The sequence below is a fragment of the Pseudomonas sp. W2Aug9 genome (assembly GCF_023127755.1).
Classification (GTDB): domain Bacteria; phylum Pseudomonadota; class Gammaproteobacteria; order Pseudomonadales; family Pseudomonadaceae; genus Aquipseudomonas; species Aquipseudomonas synxantha_A.
The window spans coordinates 213,565-232,206 of the sequence record NZ_SPKL01000035.1; the positions used below are offsets into that span (position 1 = coordinate 213,565).

At 60.4% G+C, this 18,642-nt stretch carries 18 protein-coding genes; 7 read left to right on the forward strand and 11 right to left on the reverse strand.

The genetic code is table 11. From position 1 onward, the window contains the following. Positions 1-51: 51 nt before the first annotated feature. Positions 52-486 (reverse strand): MarR family transcriptional regulator, encoded by a 435-nt coding sequence (locus tag E3O56_RS21705; protein ID WP_003193007.1) that lies wholly within the window; start codon positions 484-486, stop codon positions 52-54. Between the two features lie 121 nt (positions 487-607). Next, on the reverse strand, positions 608-2,737 hold the full coding sequence (gene recQ / locus E3O56_RS21710) for a DNA helicase RecQ (RefSeq protein WP_005790127.1): 2,130 nt from the start codon (positions 2,735-2,737) through the stop codon (positions 608-610). Positions 2,738-3,012: 275 nt separating this feature from the next. Here recQ and E3O56_RS21715 point away from each other — a divergent pair, with 275 nt between their 5' ends. The 3 genes from E3O56_RS21715 (at position 3,013) to E3O56_RS21725 (ending at position 7,593) form a co-directional block, all read left to right on the forward strand. Then, on the forward strand, positions 3,013-3,600 hold the full coding sequence (locus E3O56_RS21715; RefSeq protein ID WP_005790129.1) for a YecA family protein: 588 nt from the start codon (positions 3,013-3,015) through the stop codon (positions 3,598-3,600). A gap of 20 nt (positions 3,601-3,620) precedes the next feature. After that, positions 3,621-4,004 (forward strand): YbaN family protein, encoded by a 384-nt coding sequence (locus E3O56_RS21720; RefSeq protein WP_103733678.1) that lies wholly within the window; start codon positions 3,621-3,623, stop codon positions 4,002-4,004. 118 nt (positions 4,005-4,122) lie between these two features. Next, the gene (locus E3O56_RS21725) at positions 4,123-7,593 is read left to right on the forward strand and encodes a PAS domain-containing hybrid sensor histidine kinase/response regulator (protein WP_103733677.1); all 3,471 of its coding nucleotides are present in this window, start codon (positions 4,123-4,125) and stop codon (positions 7,591-7,593) included. A 61-nt stretch (positions 7,594-7,654) separates the two neighbouring features. On the opposite strand, the gene rmuC is transcribed toward E3O56_RS21725, so the two are convergent. Further along, positions 7,655-9,019: a DNA recombination protein RmuC gene (gene rmuC / locus E3O56_RS21730; protein ID WP_177464428.1), complete on the reverse strand. Its 1,365-nt coding sequence runs from the start codon at positions 9,017-9,019 to the stop codon at positions 7,655-7,657. 175 nt (positions 9,020-9,194) lie between these two features. Further along, positions 9,195-9,518, reverse strand: a complete 324-nt coding sequence (locus E3O56_RS21735) for a hypothetical protein (protein WP_032880044.1) — start codon at positions 9,516-9,518, stop codon at positions 9,195-9,197. A gap of 457 nt (positions 9,519-9,975) precedes the next feature. Here E3O56_RS21735 and E3O56_RS21740 point away from each other — a divergent pair, with 457 nt between their 5' ends. From E3O56_RS21740 to E3O56_RS21755, 4 genes are all read left to right on the forward strand, one after another. Continuing rightward, positions 9,976-10,281, forward strand: a complete 306-nt coding sequence (locus E3O56_RS21740; RefSeq protein ID WP_248128971.1) for a hypothetical protein — start codon at positions 9,976-9,978, stop codon at positions 10,279-10,281. 442 nt (positions 10,282-10,723) lie between these two features. Next, entirely contained in the window at positions 10,724-10,948 is a 225-nt protein-coding gene (locus E3O56_RS21745) for a hypothetical protein (protein ID WP_005790139.1), read from the forward strand. Between the two features lie 275 nt (positions 10,949-11,223). Then, complete coding sequence (locus tag E3O56_RS21750; RefSeq protein WP_078821982.1) at positions 11,224-11,706, forward strand: hypothetical protein; 483 nt, start codon at positions 11,224-11,226, stop codon at positions 11,704-11,706. A 146-nt stretch (positions 11,707-11,852) separates the two neighbouring features. Further along, positions 11,853-13,130 carry an outer membrane protein transport protein gene (locus tag E3O56_RS21755; RefSeq protein WP_005790143.1) on the forward strand — a complete coding sequence of 426 codons (1,278 nt, stop codon included), beginning with the start codon at positions 11,853-11,855 and terminating at the stop codon, positions 13,128-13,130. A 65-nt stretch (positions 13,131-13,195) separates the two neighbouring features. Here the strand turns inward: E3O56_RS21755 and E3O56_RS21760 are convergent, their stop codons facing one another. The 7 genes from E3O56_RS21760 to cobU all read right to left on the reverse strand — a co-directional run bounded on the left by E3O56_RS21760 (position 13,196) and on the right by cobU (position 18,484). Beyond that, positions 13,196-13,747, reverse strand: a complete 552-nt coding sequence (locus tag E3O56_RS21760) for a redoxin domain-containing protein (RefSeq protein ID WP_005790144.1) — start codon at positions 13,745-13,747, stop codon at positions 13,196-13,198. Positions 13,748-13,897: 150 nt separating this feature from the next. Next, positions 13,898-15,097: an MFS transporter gene (locus E3O56_RS21765; RefSeq protein WP_187432764.1), complete on the reverse strand. Its 1,200-nt coding sequence runs from the start codon at positions 15,095-15,097 to the stop codon at positions 13,898-13,900. Between the two features lie 63 nt (positions 15,098-15,160). Beyond that, entirely contained in the window at positions 15,161-15,565 is a 405-nt protein-coding gene (locus E3O56_RS21770; protein ID WP_005790150.1) for a MarR family transcriptional regulator, read from the reverse strand. Positions 15,566-15,607: 42 nt separating this feature from the next. After that, positions 15,608-16,336: an adenosylcobinamide-GDP ribazoletransferase gene (locus E3O56_RS21775; RefSeq protein WP_148852860.1), complete on the reverse strand. Its 729-nt coding sequence runs from the start codon at positions 16,334-16,336 to the stop codon at positions 15,608-15,610. Between the two features lie 2 nt (positions 16,337-16,338). Next, positions 16,339-16,914, reverse strand: a complete 576-nt coding sequence (gene cobC, locus E3O56_RS21780; protein ID WP_148852742.1) for an alpha-ribazole phosphatase family protein — start codon at positions 16,912-16,914, stop codon at positions 16,339-16,341. Further along, positions 16,911-17,966 (reverse strand): nicotinate-nucleotide--dimethylbenzimidazole phosphoribosyltransferase, encoded by a 1,056-nt coding sequence (gene cobT, locus E3O56_RS21785; RefSeq protein ID WP_032880037.1) that lies wholly within the window; start codon positions 17,964-17,966, stop codon positions 16,911-16,913. Before cobT ends, cobC begins: the two co-directional genes overlap by 4 nt. Continuing rightward, positions 17,963-18,484 carry a bifunctional adenosylcobinamide kinase/adenosylcobinamide-phosphate guanylyltransferase gene (gene cobU / locus E3O56_RS21790; protein ID WP_032880036.1) on the reverse strand — a complete coding sequence of 174 codons (522 nt, stop codon included), beginning with the start codon at positions 18,482-18,484 and terminating at the stop codon, positions 17,963-17,965. Before cobU ends, cobT begins: the two co-directional genes overlap by 4 nt. Between the last annotated feature and the right edge of the window lie 158 nt (positions 18,485-18,642).

Sequence of the window (18,642 nt, forward strand, 5' to 3'; positions counted from 1 at the left end):
CGCAATCGGGAGCAAGCCCCCTCCCACATTTGGTTCTCGGCGAATTGGGAGTCAGGACTTTTCCAGGTTCGCCAGAATGTGCTCGTGCACACGCATGCACACGCGCAGATCCTCTTCATTCACCCCAACGAACAGCTCATGGCGCAAGGCCGTGGCGATGGTCTCGATCTGGTCGATCAGCGGTTGAGCGGTATCACACAACAAAATGCGTTTGGCGCGGCGGTCTTCCACCACGGCCTGGCGTTGCACCAGGCCCTGGCCTTCCAGGCTGTCGAGCAGGCGCGCCAGGGTCGGCCCTTCGACGCCGACACTTTGTGCCAGTTCACGTTGGGTAGGTGCTTCGACAAAACGGGCCAGATGCAGCAGCACCAGCCAGCGCGCCTGGGACAACCCTAGCCCCGCCAAACGACGGTCCAGCTCAGCGCGCCAACCTCGGGACATTTGCGCCAACTGCATGCCAAAACGGTGTTGATCGGTTAACGGCATAAAAAACTCATGTTTAAGACTGAAAATAAAGTGTGGCTAATTATTAGTCAGCTAAGCATGAGCCATGCCAGTAGGCAAGGCCCGGTATGTACTGATTCGTTACATTGTCGTAATTGCCACACTAAATTTCGAATTCCGACTGCAAAGCGGCACGCACGCAGTACAAAACACCCTCGGGAACACGCCCGGTGAACAACGGAGCGATCTCCACTACAGGTGGCAATTCGCCTTCTCCGTCGAGGAAGGCATCCTGGATTTCGCCGAGTAAATCCTCAGGCAAATCAAGGGCCTGCTCCAGCGACAACTGTTGCTTGCCAATGGCTTCGGCGAGCAGGGTATACACATTTTTTTCCGAGCATTGCAGTTGGCCGGCGATCTGGATCGGAGTCATGCCAGCGCGGGCCAGGCTGATCAGTTCGTGGCGAATATCGGCGATTTCCTTCGGCGCTTCTGCCTGGCCGCCGAGCACTTCGAGGAAGGCCTGGCCGTAACGCTCCAGCTTGCGCGCACCCACGCCACTGACCCGAGCCATCTCGGCCATGGTGGTGGGTTGCTCGCGGAGCATTTCCAGCAAGGTGGAGTCGGGGAAGATAACGTAGGGCGGCACGCTGTGTTCCTGCGCCAATTTGCGCCGCAGGGTACGCAACGCCTCCCACTGCTCGCGCTCCTCGCCCCGCACCAACTGGCTGGCCTGGCTGGTGCTGCTGCTTTTGGCGCTGGCCTGCGGCTTGAGGTCGCGGCGCAGTTCCAGGCTGACTTCACCCTTGAGCAACGGCCGGCAACTGTCGTTCAGGCGCAGCCCGCCATAGCCTTCGATATCAATGTCGACGAGGCCACGGGCAACCATCTGGCGAAACAGCGAACGCCATTCGCCCTCGGCACGGGCCTTGCCGACGCCATAGACCGACAGTTTTTCGTGGCCGAAGCTACGAACTTTTTCATTGTCCTTGCCGAGCAACACATCCACCAGATGGCCCACGCCATAGCGCTGGCCAGTGCGATAGATCGTCGACAACGCCTGGCGCGCAGGCTCGGTAGCGTCCCAGGTTTGCACGCCGTCGATGCAGTTGTCGCAGTGACCGCAGGGTTGCGGCATGTCTTCGTCGAAATACGCCAGCAGCGTCTGACGGCGGCAGCGGGTTTCTTCGCACAACGAAAGCATGGCGTCGAGCTTGTGCTGCTCCAGACGCTTGTGACGCTCGTCACCTTCGGAGTTCTGCAGCATCTGCTTGAGCATCACCACGTCCTGCAGGCCGTAGACCATCCAGGCATCCGCCGGCAGGCCATCTCGGCCGGCACGACCGGTTTCCTGGTAATAGGCCTCAAGGGACTTGGGCAGGTCCATGTGCGCCACGAAACGCACGTTGGATTTGTCGATACCCATGCCGAAGGCGATGGTCGCCACCATGATCAGGCCTTCCTCGTTGAGGAAGCGTTTCTGGTGCGCAGAGCGCGTTTCATTGGGCAGGCCGGCGTGGTAAGGCAGTGCCGGGTAGCCTTGCTCGCACAGGAACGCAGCGACTTCATCGACCTTCTTGCGTGACAGGCAGTAGACAATACCCGCATCGCTGCGCCGCTCGGACAGGAACGCGAGCAACTGCTTGCGTGGCTGCTCCTTGGGTACGATGCGATAGAAGATATTCGGCCGGTCAAAGCTGGACAGGAAGCGCTCGGCATTCTGCAAATGCAGGCGCTCGACGATCTCTTCACGGGTACGTTTGTCGGCGGTGGCGGTCAGGGCGATGCGCGGCACGTCGGGGAACAGCTCCGCCAATTGACCAAGCTGCAGGTATTCGCGGCGGAAATCGTGGCCCCACTGCGATACACAGTGGGCTTCGTCGATGGCGAACAGGGCAATTTCAAGGCTCTGCAAAAAGGCCAACATGCGTGGCTGCACCAGACGCTCCGGCGCCAGGTACAACATCTTCACTTCACCGCGCTTGATTCGTGCGGCCAGGTCGCGCTGCTGCTCGGCGCTGAGAGTGGAGTTCAGGGAAGCGGCGGCGACGCCCAGCTCTTCGAGGGTGGCAACCTGATCGTCCATCAACGCGATCAGCGGCGACACCACCACCGCCAGGCCGTTGCGCAACAGCGCGGGTACCTGGAAGCACAGCGACTTGCCGCCACCGGTAGGCATCAGCACCAGGGCATCGCCGCCGCTGGCCACACGCTCAATGATCGCACCCTGGCGGCCACGAAAACTGTCGTAGCCGAAGATGTCCTTGAGGACGCGTTGAGCCTGCTCGAGCATGTAAAACTCCAAAATGGTGCCGAAATCCCTCTGTACAGGCTGGCCGAAAAAATACGCTTTCACGGAAAATAATCCGTAAGCGAAGTTTTCCCGGATTGGCGCTAAGCCTGCAGGGGCATCACAAAACGCGGCAGTATACCCGAGCGTCATCGGCCAAAGGGCGCGACTGACGAATAGACGCCTGCTCTAAAACCGGGCAAATATGCCGTGCGGCTGGCCTGGGCGCTCAAGAAAGCCTAGAATTCAGCATCGTTTATTCCCAAGGTAGCCCTTCAATGTCCTTCGCTGAGCAACTAACCCGCCTGCAAGCCTTCCTCGACGCCGATGAGCTGCATGACGAGGCGCTGGACTACGTGGCCGCCCACGGCTACCTGACCGCCCTGTCGATCTGCTCCGAAACCGTCCCGGACCGTGAATGGATCGACGCGCTGTTCGCTGAAGAGCCTCATTACAGCGACGCCGCCCAGCGCGAAGAAATCGAATCCACCCTGATCGCCCTCAAGGCCCACATTGCGCGCCAACTGGCCTCCGACGAAGAGTTCGAGCTGCCATGCGACCTCGACCTGGGCGACGACCCGGACGACTCCGACCTGCGCGGCTGGTGCATCGGTTTCATGGAAGGCGTGTTCCTGCGTGAAGCCGCCTGGTTCGAGACCGCCGAAGAAGAAGTCAGCGAAATGCTCCTGCCGATCATGGTTGGTTCGGGCCTGTTCGAAGAGGAAGCAGAGTTCTCCGACATCGCCGCCGATGCCAACCTGATGGACGACATGATCGTGCAGATCCCGGAAGCCCTGACCGCGCTGTACCTGCTGTGCAACGCGCCTGACGAAAAACCGGCGATCCTCAAGCCACGTCACCACTGAGTCGCTTGCCCGTGGCACCCATGGGCGACCGCTCACTGCTCCTGCGCTACGTACTGCTGGCCATCGGCTGGCTGAGCGTAGCGCTGGGAGTGATTGGCATTTTCCTACCGGTATTGCCGACCACGCCCTTTCTACTACTGGCCGCCGCCTGCTTCGCTCGAAGCTCCCCGCGGTTCTATCACTGGCTGGTGGAACACCCACGGCTGGGCCCATGGATTCGTGATTACCTGGATGGCAACGGCATTCCACTCAAGGGTAAGGTCTACGCCATCGGCCTGATGTGGCTGAGCATCGCGCTATCCTGTTACCTGGTGCCCTTGCCGTGGGCTCGCGGCTTCATGCTGACCAGCGCCGTGCTGGTGACGATCTACATCCTGCGCCAGAAAACCCTGCCCCCGCGCTGAACGCACCTGCGACATTAGATCCCACGCGACCTTGGTCGACACTGACTAACAACAGGCATCATGCGAGACTGTCCAACCGGGCCCGGAATGCCCGGGTGTTCTTATGCTCGGAGTTACCATGACGCTGTCCAGCGGGCTGATCGCCGCCGTTGCCCTGGCCTATATGGCCATTATGTTTGCCATCGCTTTTTACGGTGACCGCCGCCATGCGCCGCTGCCACCCCGGGTGCGTGCGTGGGTCTATAGCTTGTCGCTGGCGGTGTACTGCACCAGTTGGACGTTCTTCGGAGCGGTAGGCCAAGCCGCCGAGCAGTTGTGGGCATTTTTACCGATCTACCTGGGGCCGGTGCTGTTACTGGTGTTGGCGCCTTGGGTGCTGCAGAAGATGATCCTGATCAGCAAGCAGGAAAACATCACCTCCATCGCCGACTTTATCGCCGCTCGCTATGGCAAATCCCAATCCCTGGCGGTGGTGGTCGCGCTGATCTGTCTGGTCGGCGTGCTGCCCTATATCGCGCTGCAACTCAAAGGCATCGTGCTGGGCGTAAACCTGCTGATCGGCGCCGGCCCCGACACCACCGGTACCCGGGCTCAGGACACCGCCTTGATCGTGTCGCTGGTGCTGGCGCTGTTCACTATCGTGTTTGGTACGCGCAACCTCGATGCCACCGAACACCACCGGGGCATGGTGCTGGCGATTGCCTTTGAGTCTTTGGTCAAGCTGTTCGCATTTCTCGCGGTCGGCGCGTTTGTGACCTACGGCTTGTACGACGGTTTCGGCGATCTGTTCAGCCAGGCCATGCTCGCGCCGCGCCTGGAGGAATACTGGAAAGAAACGATCAACTGGCCATCAATGGTGGTGCAGACTGGCGTCGCCATGATGGCGATCATCTGCCTGCCCCGGCAATTCCATGTGACTGTCGTTGAGAACATTGACCCGCAGGACCTGCGCCTGGCCAAGTGGGTATTCCCGGCGTACTTGATCCTCGCCGCGTTGTTCGTGGTACCGATCGCCCTGGGCGGAAAAATGCTGTTGCCCGGTTCGGTGCTGCCCGACTCCTACGTGATCAGCCTGCCGATGGCCCAGGCCCACCCGGCCCTCGCCGTACTGGCGTTCATCGGCGGGGCTTCGGCAGCCACCGGCATGGTCATCGTGGCCAGCATCGCGTTGTCGACCATGGTCTCCAACGACATGCTGTTGCCGTGGTTGCTGCGCCGCTCCAGCGCCGAGCGGCCGTTCGAAGTGTTCCGCCACTGGATGCTCTCGGTACGCCGGGTGAGCATTGTGATCATTCTGCTGCTGGCGTATGTGAGCTACCGTCTGCTGGGCTCGACTGCCAGCCTGGCCACCATCGGCCAGATCGCTTTTGCCGCGGTGACCCAACTGGCCCCGGCGATGCTCGGTGCGCTCTACTGGAAGCAGGCCAACCGGCGCGGTGTATTTGCCGGCCTGGCCGCCGGTACATTCCTGTGGTTCTACACCTTGGTCCTACCGGTGACGGCGAAAAGCCTTGGCTGGTCGCTCAGCCTTTTCCCCGGCCTGACCTGGATGCACTCCCACCCATTCGGGCTGTCGGTGACGTCGCTGACCTTGGGTACAGTGTTCTCCCTGGCGGGTAACTTCACCCTCTTCGTCTGGGTATCGATGCTGTCGCGCACGCGAGTTTCCGAGCACTGGCAGGCAGGCCGGTTTATCGGCCAGGAAATCAACCAGCGCGCCAATGCTCGTTCCATGTTGTCGGTGCAGATCAGCGACCTGCTCAGCCTGGCTGCACGTTTCGTCGGCGAAGAACGTGCCCAGCAGAGCTTCATTCGCTTTGCCTATCGCCAGGGTAAAGGCTTCAACCCCAACCAGAATGCCGACAACGATTGGATCGCCCATACCGAGCGTTTGTTGGCCGGCGTACTCGGCGCCTCCTCGACGCGGGCAGTGGTGAAAGCCGCGATCGAAGGCCGGGAAATGCAGCTGGAGGACGTAGTACGCATCGCCGACGAAGCCTCCGAGGTGCTGCAATTCAACCGCGCCCTGCTGCAAGGCGCTATCGAGAACATTACCCAAGGCATCAGTGTGGTGGACCAGTCGCTCAAGCTGGTGGCCTGGAACCGGCGCTACCTGGAGCTGTTCAACTACCCGGAAGGTTTGATCAGCGTCGGCCGGCCGATTGCCGACATTATTCGCTACAACGCCGAGCGCGGCCTGTGCGGGCCGGGTGAAGCCGAAGTGCACGTGGCGCGACGCCTGCACTGGATGCGCCAGGGCCGCGCGCACACCTCCGAGCGCCTGTTTCCCAATGGCCGGGTGATCGAGTTGATCGGCAACCCGATGCCCGGTGGCGGTTTTGTCATGAGTTTCACCGACATCACCGCGTTCCGCGAAGCCGAACAGGCACTGACCGAGGCAAACGAGGGCCTGGAACAGCGAGTGACCGAGCGCACCCATGAGTTGTCGCAGCTCAACGTGGCGCTGACCGACGCCAAAGGCGTGGCCGAATCTGCCAGCCAATCGAAGACGCGATTCCTGGCGGCGGTGAGCCACGATCTGATGCAACCGCTGAACGCCGCACGTCTGTTCTCCGCCGCCCTCTCCCACCAGCACGACGGCCTGTCCGACGAGGCGCGGCAACTGGTGCAGCATCTGGACAGCTCGTTGCGCTCAGCCGAAGACCTGATCAGCGACTTGCTGGACATATCGCGCCTGGAAAACGGCAAGATCAATCCACAACGCCAGCCCTTTGTACTCAATGAGCTATTTGACACCCTGGGCGCAGAATTCAAGGCGCTGGCCCATGAGCAAGGCTTGCGCTTCCGTTGGCGCGGCAGCCGCCTGCGAGTGGACAGCGACATCAAGTTGCTGAGGCGGGTGTTGCAGAACTTTCTGACCAATGCCTTCCGTTATGCCGACGGGCCCGTACTGCTGGGCGTACGTCGACGTCAGGGCGAACTGTGCCTGGAAGTATGGGACCGAGGCCCGGGCATTCCGCCGGACAAGCAAAAAGTGATCTTCGAAGAATTCAAGCGCCTGGACAGCCACCAGACCCGCGCCGAGAAGGGCCTGGGCCTGGGCTTGGCGATTGCCGACGGCCTGTGCCGCGTGTTGGGCCATCGCCTGAGCGTGCGCTCGTGGCCGGGCAAGGGCAGCGTGTTTAGCGTGTGCGTGCCGCTGGCGCGCAACCAGGCCAGCCCGCAGCCAAAAGCCGCCGTGGAGAACGGCCTGCCCCTGAGCGGTGCGCGGGTGCTGTGCGTGGATAACGAGGAAAGCATCCTGATCGGTATGCGCAGCCTGCTGACACGCTGGGGCTGCGAAGTCTGGACCGCCACCGACCAGACCGAGTGCGCAGCGCTGCTGGCCGACGGTATGCGACCGCAACTGGCGCTGGTGGATTATCACCTGGACCACGGCGAAACCGGCACCGAACTGATGGGCTGGCTGCGAGCGCAATTGGCCGAGCCTATTCCCGGCGTTGTGATCAGTGCCGACGGGCGCCCGGAGATGGTGGCGCAGGTGCATGGGGCGGGGCTGGACTACCTGGCCAAGCCGGTGAAGCCGGCGGCGTTGAGGGCACTGTTGAGCAGGCACCTGCCCTTGTAAAAGGGTCGTGCGTGGTCAAAATGTGGGAGGGGCTTGCCCACTCCCACATTTGGCCCCAAGTCTATTCGGGGAGATGCGCCACGCCATCCGAATCTGTCATCGCTCGCTCCAGCAAATCCGCCGGAAGGCTCTTGCTGGCTCGGGCGCCGAGCAACCTTAACTGCTCGGTACGGCTGACCAGATTCCCACGCCCGTCCGTCAATTTGTTGCGCGCCGCACTGTAAGCCTTGTCCAACTGCTGCAGCCGGTTGCCCACTTCGTCCAGGTCCTGGATAAACAACACGAACTTGTCGTACAGCCAACCGGCACGCTCGGCGATTTCCCGGGCGTTCTGGCTCTGACGCTCCTGCTTCCACAGGCTATCGATCACCCGCAGGGTGGCGAGCAAGGTGGTGGGGCTGACAATCACGATATGGCGATCGAAGGCTTCCTGGAACAAATTCGGTTCAGCCTGCAAGGCCGCGGAAAAAGCCGCCTCGATCGGTACGAACAGCAGAACGAAATCCAGGCTGTGCAAACCTTCCAGGCGCTTGTAGTCCTTGCCGGCCAAGCCCTTGACGTGATTGCGCAAAGACAGCACATGCTGCTTCAACGCCGCCTGGCCAATCACTTCGTCATCCGCCGCCACGTACTGTTGATAGGCGGTCAAGCTGACCTTGGAGTCGACCACCACCTGCTTGTCACCCGGCAACATGATCAGCACGTCCGGCTGGAAGCGCTCGCCATCCGGGCCCTTGAGGCTGACCTGGGTCTGGTATTCGCGGCCTTTTTCCAGGCCTGCGTGTTCCAGCACCCGCTCAAGAATCAGTTCCCCCCAGTTGCCCTGGGTTTTCTGCCCCTTGAGGGCGCGGGTCAGGTTGGTGGCTTCGTCCGACAGGCGCAGGTTCAGTTGCTGCAGGCGCTCAAGCTCCTTGGCCAGGGAGAACCGCTCACGGGCTTCGTTTTGATAGCTTTCTTCAACGCGTTTCTCGAAGGACTGGATGCGCTCCTTGAGCGGGTCGAGCAACTGGCCCAGGCGTTCCTGGCTGGTTTCGGCGAAGCGCTGTTCGCGCTCGTCGAAGATTTTACCGGCAAGCTCGGCGAACTGCGCACGCAGCTCGTCCCGTGAGCCTTGCAGGTCAGTGAGGCGCTGCTGATGGCTCTCCTGTTGCTCGCGCAATTCCGCGCTCAGGGCTGCGGCCAAGGCGTCGAGACGGCGCAGTTCGGTTTCCTTGGCGCTGCGATCGAGGTTCCAGGCATGGGCGGCATCGCGGGCGTTATCGCGGTCGATCTGCAACAGTTCGACTTCGCGACCCAGTGCCGCCAGGTCGGCCTGTTTGGCGGCGTTGGCCTGGCTCAGGTCGCTGATTTCATCGCGACTGGCATCCAGCTGGGCGGCGAGCCCCTCTTGGGCCAGTTGCGCGTTTGCCAGGCGTTCTTCCAGCAGTTCCCAACCGGTGTTGCGCGCGTTCAAGCGCCGCTGAATCTGCCAGCACAGCGCCAGTAACGGTACGGCTGCGCCAACGAGCCCCAAGGCAATACTGGTCCAGTCAAAAACCATAGCCATTTCTGCCATCACCAAAAAAGATCAAGGGTAACCAAGCACAGGGCCCGAAGACAGCTCAGTCTTCGACCTGGCGCAGTTCACTCTGGGCGCGACGATCGCCGGCGCGAGCGGCCGAGCGTAATAGATCATGACCAATGCGCCGGTCACGTGCGTTTCCGCACTCGCGGCACATCAGCTGGCCGAGACGACTCTGTGCGGCCACCACGCCTTCCCGGGCAGGCTGCTTGAGCAAACGCCCAGCGAAGTGCTTGACGTTGCGGCTCTGGCCCAGACGCGGGCTGTCGAGTAGCCACAGAGCGACCTTCAAGGAAAAACGCTTGGGTGCGGTAACAGTTTGAGTAGTGTCGGTAACAGAAGGTGATACTGAGCGAAACTTCATAAAGCACTGTGGGACAGAACGGAAGGCGCGCCACTCTACTCTTTTTTTCGTACAGGTAAAGCTGAAAAAAACCTGCACGCCCGTCCTAGAGCAAGCGCTTGGGACAATCCACAGAAGCTGTGGATAACTCAGTGGACAACCCTCCTTGAACTCGCGCAAAGGCCCATGGAACGGGGCCCCCGGTCAAACTGACGATTTTTTCACCAATAAAAAAAAGCCAGATTTTTCATTGACTTAAATTTTGATTACAGGCAAATGGGCGCCCTTCGCGGTGAGTGGCAGGAGGGTTACACATGCCGCAACCAATGTGCACAAGTAACTATTCAAGGGTTATATCGCCGGCGTTTTTTGATTCAACACGCGTTAAACATGTTACTGCCAGGACAAACCCGGGGGCTTTTCAAATCTGTCCCGGCTCGCCACACTGCGCCACCGTCAACGCAACTCTGTAGGGCCGATGAAAGGAATTCTGCTTTTCGCCATGCTGCTGTTGGCCATCTGCGCGACATCGTTGGGAATCAATGCAGCGCTACCCTCTCCGGACGGCGCGTTGTTCGCTATCGCGATTTTGCTCTCGGCCGCCTTTACCGCCGCGAGCCTGTGCATCGAACTGAGTGACGGCCGGATCAATGATCTTCACGAGGTCATGAAACTGATCGAGACCGGCCAGTCCTTGCGCCTGACGCTCGCCGCTTACGCACTGGGCTGCGCCCTGGCTGCGTCTGTGACCGTATTGGTCTATCGTGGAATGCTCGGCGGCTGATTAAAGTTTTTTGCCAACCCCCTTCCCTTCCCTGCTTCATTCCGTTACTATCCGCGGCGTTAGTACCAAGCTGAAAGTCAATTCTGGTCGAACAAGTCCCCTGAACCACACGGGATCGACCACCTCGATGGTTTCCAGGTATCGCTTGCGACGACACTGCCTTTGAACAAGCAAAGGGTGTCGCGAAGTTTACATACTCTGACCGAACCAACCTGCAAATTGATCAGGATCTTCACCCCGGGCCCAGAACCTTTGCCCCTGTTGTGTTGCCTGCCCTCCTAAGTACCTACCTGCCAGCCCAAGCGCGCCTAAATTATTAGCGCTTCAAACTGGCTGCTTTGTTCCAGTCAGGTTCTTCGTTTGATCAATGGTGATCAGCGTTACTGGAACGTTTTAACGTTGCACGGTTCTTATCCGTGTCATTTGTAGGAACACCAATAATATGAACGCTCAAATCCACACTCAGGATGCCATTCGCACCCTCACTAACGCTTTTGCCCCAATGAACTGCCTGATCATGGCCGCTCGCAAAGGCTGCTTCAGCTTCACCCTGGTCAATGAACACGGTATCGCTCGTCACAGCGAACGCCTGTACCCCGATCAATACTCCAGCGCAGAACCGCTGCAGGCCGTGATCGAGCGTACCCGTCAGGCACTGACTGCCTGATCGACCGAGTCGCTGAAAACAAAAACCCTGTCTGAAAAACAGGGTTTTTTATTGCCTGAAATTTGGCGCGGGCCGGTATTTACTAAGCACCGATAGATATAAACGTTATAACTGAATAGATAAGATGTTTTAAAAACAGTCCTTTACATCATGAATATGACACTACACTTCAACTCAAGCGGCATCGTCCGCTTGCGACGGGCCTGAGATCCGATTCACCGCTGCCAAGCCCTCCTTCTCAGGCTCGTCAACCCCATTTATGGACTGAGGCTTGTATGGGTATTGCCGCCAGCGAATTGTGTCGTTATGTGATCAGGCCGACCTTGACCTACCTCGGCTGCCATAACCCAACAGCCGAGTCCTTGTTACTGGGGATCGCCGCCAGCCAGTCAGAACTGGGGTCGGCCCTGCATGATCGGCGCGGCCATGGCCTCTATAGCATCACTGAACCCCGCCACCGTGCCCTCTGGGACGAATACCTGGCGCTGGACCCGGAACGCGCAAGCCTGGTGCGCGGGCTGGCCAGCCAACATGCGTTTCTGAGTGCGCCCCAGTTGGAGTTGACGGTAAACCTGCGATACGCCACGGCAATCGCCTGGCTGCTGGTAGAACAACATCGCCCAGCACTCCCCGCCCCAGGCGACGTATTGGCCATGGCGCGTATCTGGAAAGAAATATTCCACCCTCAAGGTCGGCTGCGGGATTTCACCCAAGCCTGGCAAACCTGTGTTCCAGCCATGAAACAGGTGATCTGCTGACCGGGTAAATTGCAAGATTCGGCAAAAAACAGCGAATCTGGTCGGATTGTCCTACAAAACCGCTCTATCTCCTGCATTACACCCTATAGCGCGATCGCAAATTTATTGTTACTTTCCGCTGCGGTGATCACCTCGGAGTTCTAATAATGAAAAAAGTAATGCTCAAGACCACACTTAGCCTCGCCGTTGCCATGGCATCCTCCCAACTATTCGCCAGCGGCTTTGCCCTGAACGAACAGAGCGTCAGCGGGATGGGTACTGGTTTTGCAGGTCGATCTTCTTCTGCCGATGATGCAAGCACTGTGTTCGGCAACCCTGCCGGTATGGCACGCCTGGAAGGTCAACAGATCACCGGCGGCGTTGCAGCCATTGATGCTTCTACTGATATCAGCGACGTCAGCGGCCGCTCCCGCGGCAGCAACAAAGGCGACATGGTGCCATTCACCGCCGTCCCTTTCGGTTTCTACACCAATAAACTCAACGATCAGTGGGCTGTCGGCTTCGGTGTCTATGCACCGTTCGGCCTGGTAACCGACTACGAAAGCGGCTTCCAGGGCCGTGGCTTTGGCAGCAAGAGTGAAGTGAAAGTCATCACCTTCCAGCCAACGGTCAGCTACGCCTTCAACGACCGTGTTTCCGTTGGTTTTGGCCCGACCATCAACCGCATCGCCGGCACCCTGGAATCAGACCTGACGCTGAACGCTCTCGCGCCAGACACCAACATCAAGATCAAGGGTGACGACACCGCGCTGGGCTTCAACATCGGCGTGCTGGTACAAGCCACCGATACCACCCGCGTCGGCCTGACCTATCACTCCAAGGTCAGCTACAAGCTGGACGGCCACACCGAAGTCACCGCACCAGCCGCGACCGCTGCCGCCCTGCGCAGCAATCGCTACGATGCGTCGCTGAAGATCGATACGCCTGAGTCCTACGACCTGTCGGTGACCCAAGACCTGACCGACGCCTGGAAACTCTATGCAGGTGCAACCTGGACACGCTGGAGCCGCTTGAAAGACATCACCGTCAAGAACGACGGCGTGTCCGGCGCAACAGGCGGCGCGCTCGCCCCTGCCTTGGTAGGCACTATCAAGGAAGACCAGAACTGGCACGATACCTGGGCCTATGCCGTGGGTACTTCGTATCAGCTCACCAAGCAAGTGGTGTTGCGTACCGGCCTGACTTTCGACCAGTCGCCTACCAACAACACGGATCGTTCGCCACGCATCCCGACCGGCGACCGCACGATCTTCAGCCTGGGCCTGGGCTACGAGGTCATGCCGAACATGACCATCGACCTGGCCTACTCCTACCTGAAGGAAGAAGACGTCAAGGTTTCGCGCTCCAACCAATTGGCCAGCTACAACGCCAAGTATGAAAACAGTGCCAACGGTTTCGGCCTGGGCATGACCTACAAGTTCTAAACCGCGACCGTATAAAAAAGCCCCGCTCTCCTGTGAAGGAGGCGGGGCTTTTCAGTGGCTGGTTATCAGGGTTTGGATGCTATCGCCTGCTCGACCGCCTTGATCAACTCCGGGCTGTCCGGCTTGGTCAGGCTGGAAAAGCTGGCGACAACATTGCCCTGGCGATCCACCACGTACTTGTAGAAGTTCCACTTCGGCGCCGCGTCGGCCTGCTCGGCAAGGACCTTGAACAGATGCACCGCATCCGGCCCCTTGACCTTCTGCGGCTCGGTCATGGTGAAGGTCACGCCATAATTCACGTAGCAGACCTTGGCGGTCTCCTCCCCGGTCTTGGCTTCCTGCTTGAAGTCATCGGACGGCACGCCAATCACTTCCAGGCCTTCGCCCTTATAGCGTTGATATAAGCCTTCCAGGCCCTTGAACTGCGGGGCAAAGCCGCAGAAGCTCGCCGTATTGACGATCACCAAGGGTTTGCCAGCGAATTGCTGGCACAGGTCAATGGATTCCTTGGCCCGCAGTTTGGGCAATTGGCCCGTAAGCAGCGACGGGCAGCTGGCGGCCATGGCCACGCTGCCAACAGCCATGAGGACGGGTACAGCGAGCCAGCGCATCAACATGATCAAAGTCCTTGAGTCAGTTCAGGCATTGAACTTAACAGATCGCCATGCCCAGTTGCATCAACGCCAGGCCACCTTGCTGCCAACCCCACCAGGCCAGTAGCAACAGAAGCAACCCTGCCGCCATCACCATCAAGCGCACCGCTACCCTCATGCCGCCTCCATCTGCGCCTGCACACGCGCCACTGGCCGCTCACGCACCGGCCAGTTCAAGGCCGCGGCGAGCAGGCTGAGCAGAATCGCCACCTGCCAGATCAAATCGTAGTTGCCGGCTCGATCATAGACTACCCCGCCCAGCCAACCGCCGAGGAACGAACCGAGTTGATGGAACAGGAACACAATCCCGCCGAGCATCGAAAGGTTGCGTACGCCAAACAACGTCGCGACGGTGCCGTTGGTCAGCGGCACGGTGGACAACCACAGAAACCCCATCGCCATGCCAAACAGATAGGCCGTCACTTCAGTGACTGGCGCCCACAGGAACAACACAATCACCACCGCCCGCAGCAGGTACAGGCCGGTCAGCAAGCGCGGCTTGGACATGCGCCCGCCCAGCCAGCCAGCGGTATAGGTGCCGAACACATTGAACAGACCGATCAAGGCCAGCACCGTGGTGCCCACCGTGGCCGGCAGATGTTGGTCGACCAGGTACGCCGGCAAGTGCACACCGATAAACACAACCTGGAACCCGCACACAAAAAAACCGAAAGACAGCAGCCAGAACCCGGAGTGAGAGCAGGCTTCCTTCAACGCTTCGCGCAGGGTTTGCTGACCGACCGTGACCGGCAACGGCCGGTCCTTGAGCATGGCAACCAGCGGCAGGATCAACGCCACCATCAAGCCCAACGCCAGCAACGCTGCGGACCAGCCCAGCCAACCGATCAAGCCGAGGGTGCCGGGCACCATGGCGAACTGGCCGAAGGACCCGGCGGCGCTGGCAATGCCCATGGCCATGCTGCGTTTTTCCGGCGGTACGGCGCGACCGACCACACCGAGAATCACTGAAAACGAGGTACCGGACAGGCCGATGCCAATCAGCAAGCCTGCACTCAGGGACAATGACCACGCGGAGTCGGACATCCCCATCAGCACCAGGCCCACGGCGTACAACACGCCGCCGACAAACACCGCTCTGGTTGCGCCGAAACGGTCGGCCAAGGCACCGGTAAACGGCTGCGCCAGGCCCCAGATCAAGTTCTGCAAGGCAATGGCGAAGGCGAAGGTCTCACGCCCCCAGCCGAATTCGCTGCTCATCGGCGCCAGAAACAGGCCGAAGCCATGCCGTACGCCCAAAGACAACGCCAGGATCAGCGCACTCCCCACAAGGATCCAACCGCTGGTGCGCCACATCGAGGTCATTTTTTATTCTCCGCTCACGGGTATATACCCGCTTGTAGTCGAACAAACCGCCGTTCAGGCGAGTTCATCCAGCAAGGCCAACAAGGTTTCGCGCTTTTCAGCGCCGAGCTTATCAATCAGTTTCTGTTGCGCCGCTTCCCATGCCGGCAACGCGGCGGCCAATCGCTGCTGGCCACTTTCAGTCAACAGCACAAGGCGGTTTCGCAGGTCATCGCCCTCGACCAATTGCACCAACCCCTCTCCCTCCAGAACACGCAGGTTGCGCCCCAGGGTGCTGCGATCCAGGCCCATGGCTTCGGCCAGGCTGGAAATGCTCGGTTGGTCAAGGCGCTGCAGGTTACACAGCAAAGAATACTGGGCGACGTTGATCCCGAAGCCGTCGAGAGCGCCGTCGTAATGCCTGCTGACGCCACGGGCGGCGCGTCGCAGGTTGGTGCATAAACATTGGGAAGCAAGCATAGAGCGTGTATATACCCGGAGTTAAGGAATTGCAAGAAAGCGTTACAGCGCCAACCCGACCAGGACAGCGACTTCCAGTAGTTCCAATAGCGCGCCTGCCGTGTCGCCCGTGGTACCGCCAAGGCGCCTGATCATCAAGTGACGCAGCCCCATAAAGCACAGCGCCGCCAGCAACACCGCAATACCGCCGTTGAAACCACCGATCAGGATGCAGGTCAATCCGCTGAGGATCAGCACCTGCTGGCCGACAATCCGCGGTAAGTAGTCCGACAAGGCCTGGCCCAACCCTCCTACCCGCACATAGCGCGTGGTAAGAAACAGCGCCAGCATCGAAGCCCGTCCGATCAACGGCGCCAGGATCAGGGCGGCGCCATTATGCTGCTCGATCAAGGCCACCAACGCGCTGAACTTGAGCAATAGCACCAAGCCCAGGGTAACCACCGCAATCGGCCCGCTGCGCGGATCTTTCATGATGCTGAGGGTGCGCTCGCGATCACCAAAGCCACCCAACCAGGCATCGGCGCTGTCCGCCAGGCCATCCAGGTGCAGGCCACCGCTGAGCAGCACCCAGGCCGTCAGCAACAGCGCGGCGTGCAGCAGCAAGGGCGCGCCCATCAATACCAGGTTCAACCCCCACAGCAATAGACCGAACAGCAGTCCCACCAGCGGATAAAACAGTAACGAACGGCCTAGCTCCTGAGGCTGCGGCATACCCGGCAAGCGGATCGGCAGGCAGCTGAGAAATTGCAGGGCGATCCAGAACGGCAACATCGTCACGATCCTTCTTTCAGTACGCCGTCGGCACCGACCTGCAGGCTGAAAAGCGCGCCGTGGCCGACCTCGACGTTCAGCAGTTGCTCGCGCGGCATCCCACGCGCCCGGGCCAGCAGCAGGCGCATCACGCCGCCATGGCTGACCAACAACACGCGCTGGCCGGCGTAAGCCTGATGCAGGCGTGACACCGCGCCGAGCACCCGCTCGGAAAATGCACTGACAGGCTCGCCTTGGGGCGGCGTGAACGCGTAGGGATCGGCCCAGAACAAACCCAGCCCTTCGGCATCGGTCTCCATCAGCGCCGCGGCGCTCTGGCCTTCCCAGGCACCGAAGTGGAGTTCTTGCAAAGCCGGCTCAAGGCTGACCGGCAAGCCGAGCTGTGCTCCCAGCTCCTGGGCAAACAAGGCGCAGCGTTGCAACGGTGAGCCGATCAACCGATCCCATGGCCCCTGCCCCACCACCGCGGCTCGCATCTGCGCCCAGCCCTTGGCGGTCAAGGCATCGTCCAGGCTGCCGCGCAGGCCGCCGCCCAGCTCGGTTTCGCCGTGGCGCAGCAGGTCCAGGTGCAAGGTCATGCGGGGCGATCTGCCACGGCCGCTTCGGCGAAGGTTGCCATCTGCCCGTGCAACGCACAGGCCAAACGCAACAACGGCACCGCCAGCGCCGCGCCGCTGCCTTCGCCCAGGCGCAAGCCCAGTTCCAGTAGCGGTTCGGCATCCAGGCTGTGCAACACATGGCGATGGCCCGGCTCGGCACCGCGATGCCCGAACACCAGCCATTCGCGGCACGCCGGGTTCAAGCGCACCGCCACCAGCGCGGCAACGCTGCAGATAAACCCATCCACCAGCACCACGATACCTGCCTGCGCACAGGCCAGGTAAGCGCCAACCAACGCGGCAATTTCAAAACCGCCGAGATTGAACAGCGTTTGCAACGCATCACCCCGTTGCCCGGCATGCAGCGCCAAAGCGCGCTCGATGACCGCGACCTTGTGGCTGACGCCCGCTGCATTCAAACCTGTGCCCGGGCCAGTCAGGTCGCTCACCTGGCAATCCAGCAATGCACAGGCCAACGCGCTGGCCGCGGTGGTATTGCCGATACCCATCTCGCCGCCGATAAACACCTGCGCACCGCGTTCCAGAGCGCGGTGCGCGCTGTCTCGGCCGGCTTGCAATGCCAACAGCCCTTGAGCCTGGGTCATCGCCGGGCCATCGACGAAGTTGGCCGTGCCCGCGCCGATATTCACATGACGCACGCCGGGCAAGTTCAGCGAGGGCGTCACCGTGCCAAGATCAATCACTTCCAGCTGCGCATCCAGTTGCCGCGCCAACACGCTGATCGCTGCACCACCGGTGACGAAGTTATGCAACATCTGCCCGGTCACTTCCTGAGGAAATGCCGACACGCCTTCGGCGACCACACCGTGATCACCGGCAAAAATCGCGATCCACAGTTGCTCCACCGACGGCTTGACCTGGCCCTGCAAACCCGCCAGCTGCACCGCCAGCGCCTCCAGCTGGCCGAGGGAACCGGCGGGCTTGGTCAATTGTTGCTGACGCGCCAGCGCCTGTTCATGGGCCGCAGTATCAATGGCCTTGCAGGGGTTGAGCCACCAGGAGTCCGTCATAACGCAGTACCTTTCAAAGTCAGGGGCAGGCCGGCAACCGTCAACACCACACGCTGACACCGCTCGGCCAAGGCTTGATGCAGCCAACCGGCTTCATCCACATAGCGGCGAGTCAATTCGCCCAGCGGCACGACACCCAGACCGGTCTCGTTGCTGACAAAAATGATTTCACCCGGCAGCGAGGCCAGGGTCTGCAGCAGTTGATCGCGCTCGAACACCAGACGATCGCTATCGTCGAGCATCAGCAGATTGGTCAGCCATAACGTCAGGCAGTCCACCAACAGGCAGCGGTCGGTAGCGGCGTTTTCACGCAGCACATGCGCCAGCTCGATGGGTTCTTCAATCAGCCCCCAATGATCCGGGCGACGTTCGCGATGCAGCGCCACCCGCTGATTCATTTCACCATCCAGCGGTTGGCTGGTGGCGATATAAGTGACCGGCAAAGCGCTGTCGCAGGCGAGCTTTTCAGCCAGGCGACTCTTGCCCGAACGGGCACCACCGAGGATTAATTGATACATGAGCAAATACCTTTTCCAGCCAGCCGAAAAAATTGCGATTGACACCATCCATTGTGGAAGGGGGCTTGCTCCCGATTAAGGTGTATCAGTCGATGCCTCAGTGACTGTGAAGCACTTATCGGGAGCAAGCCCCCTCCCACATTTGCGTCCTATACATG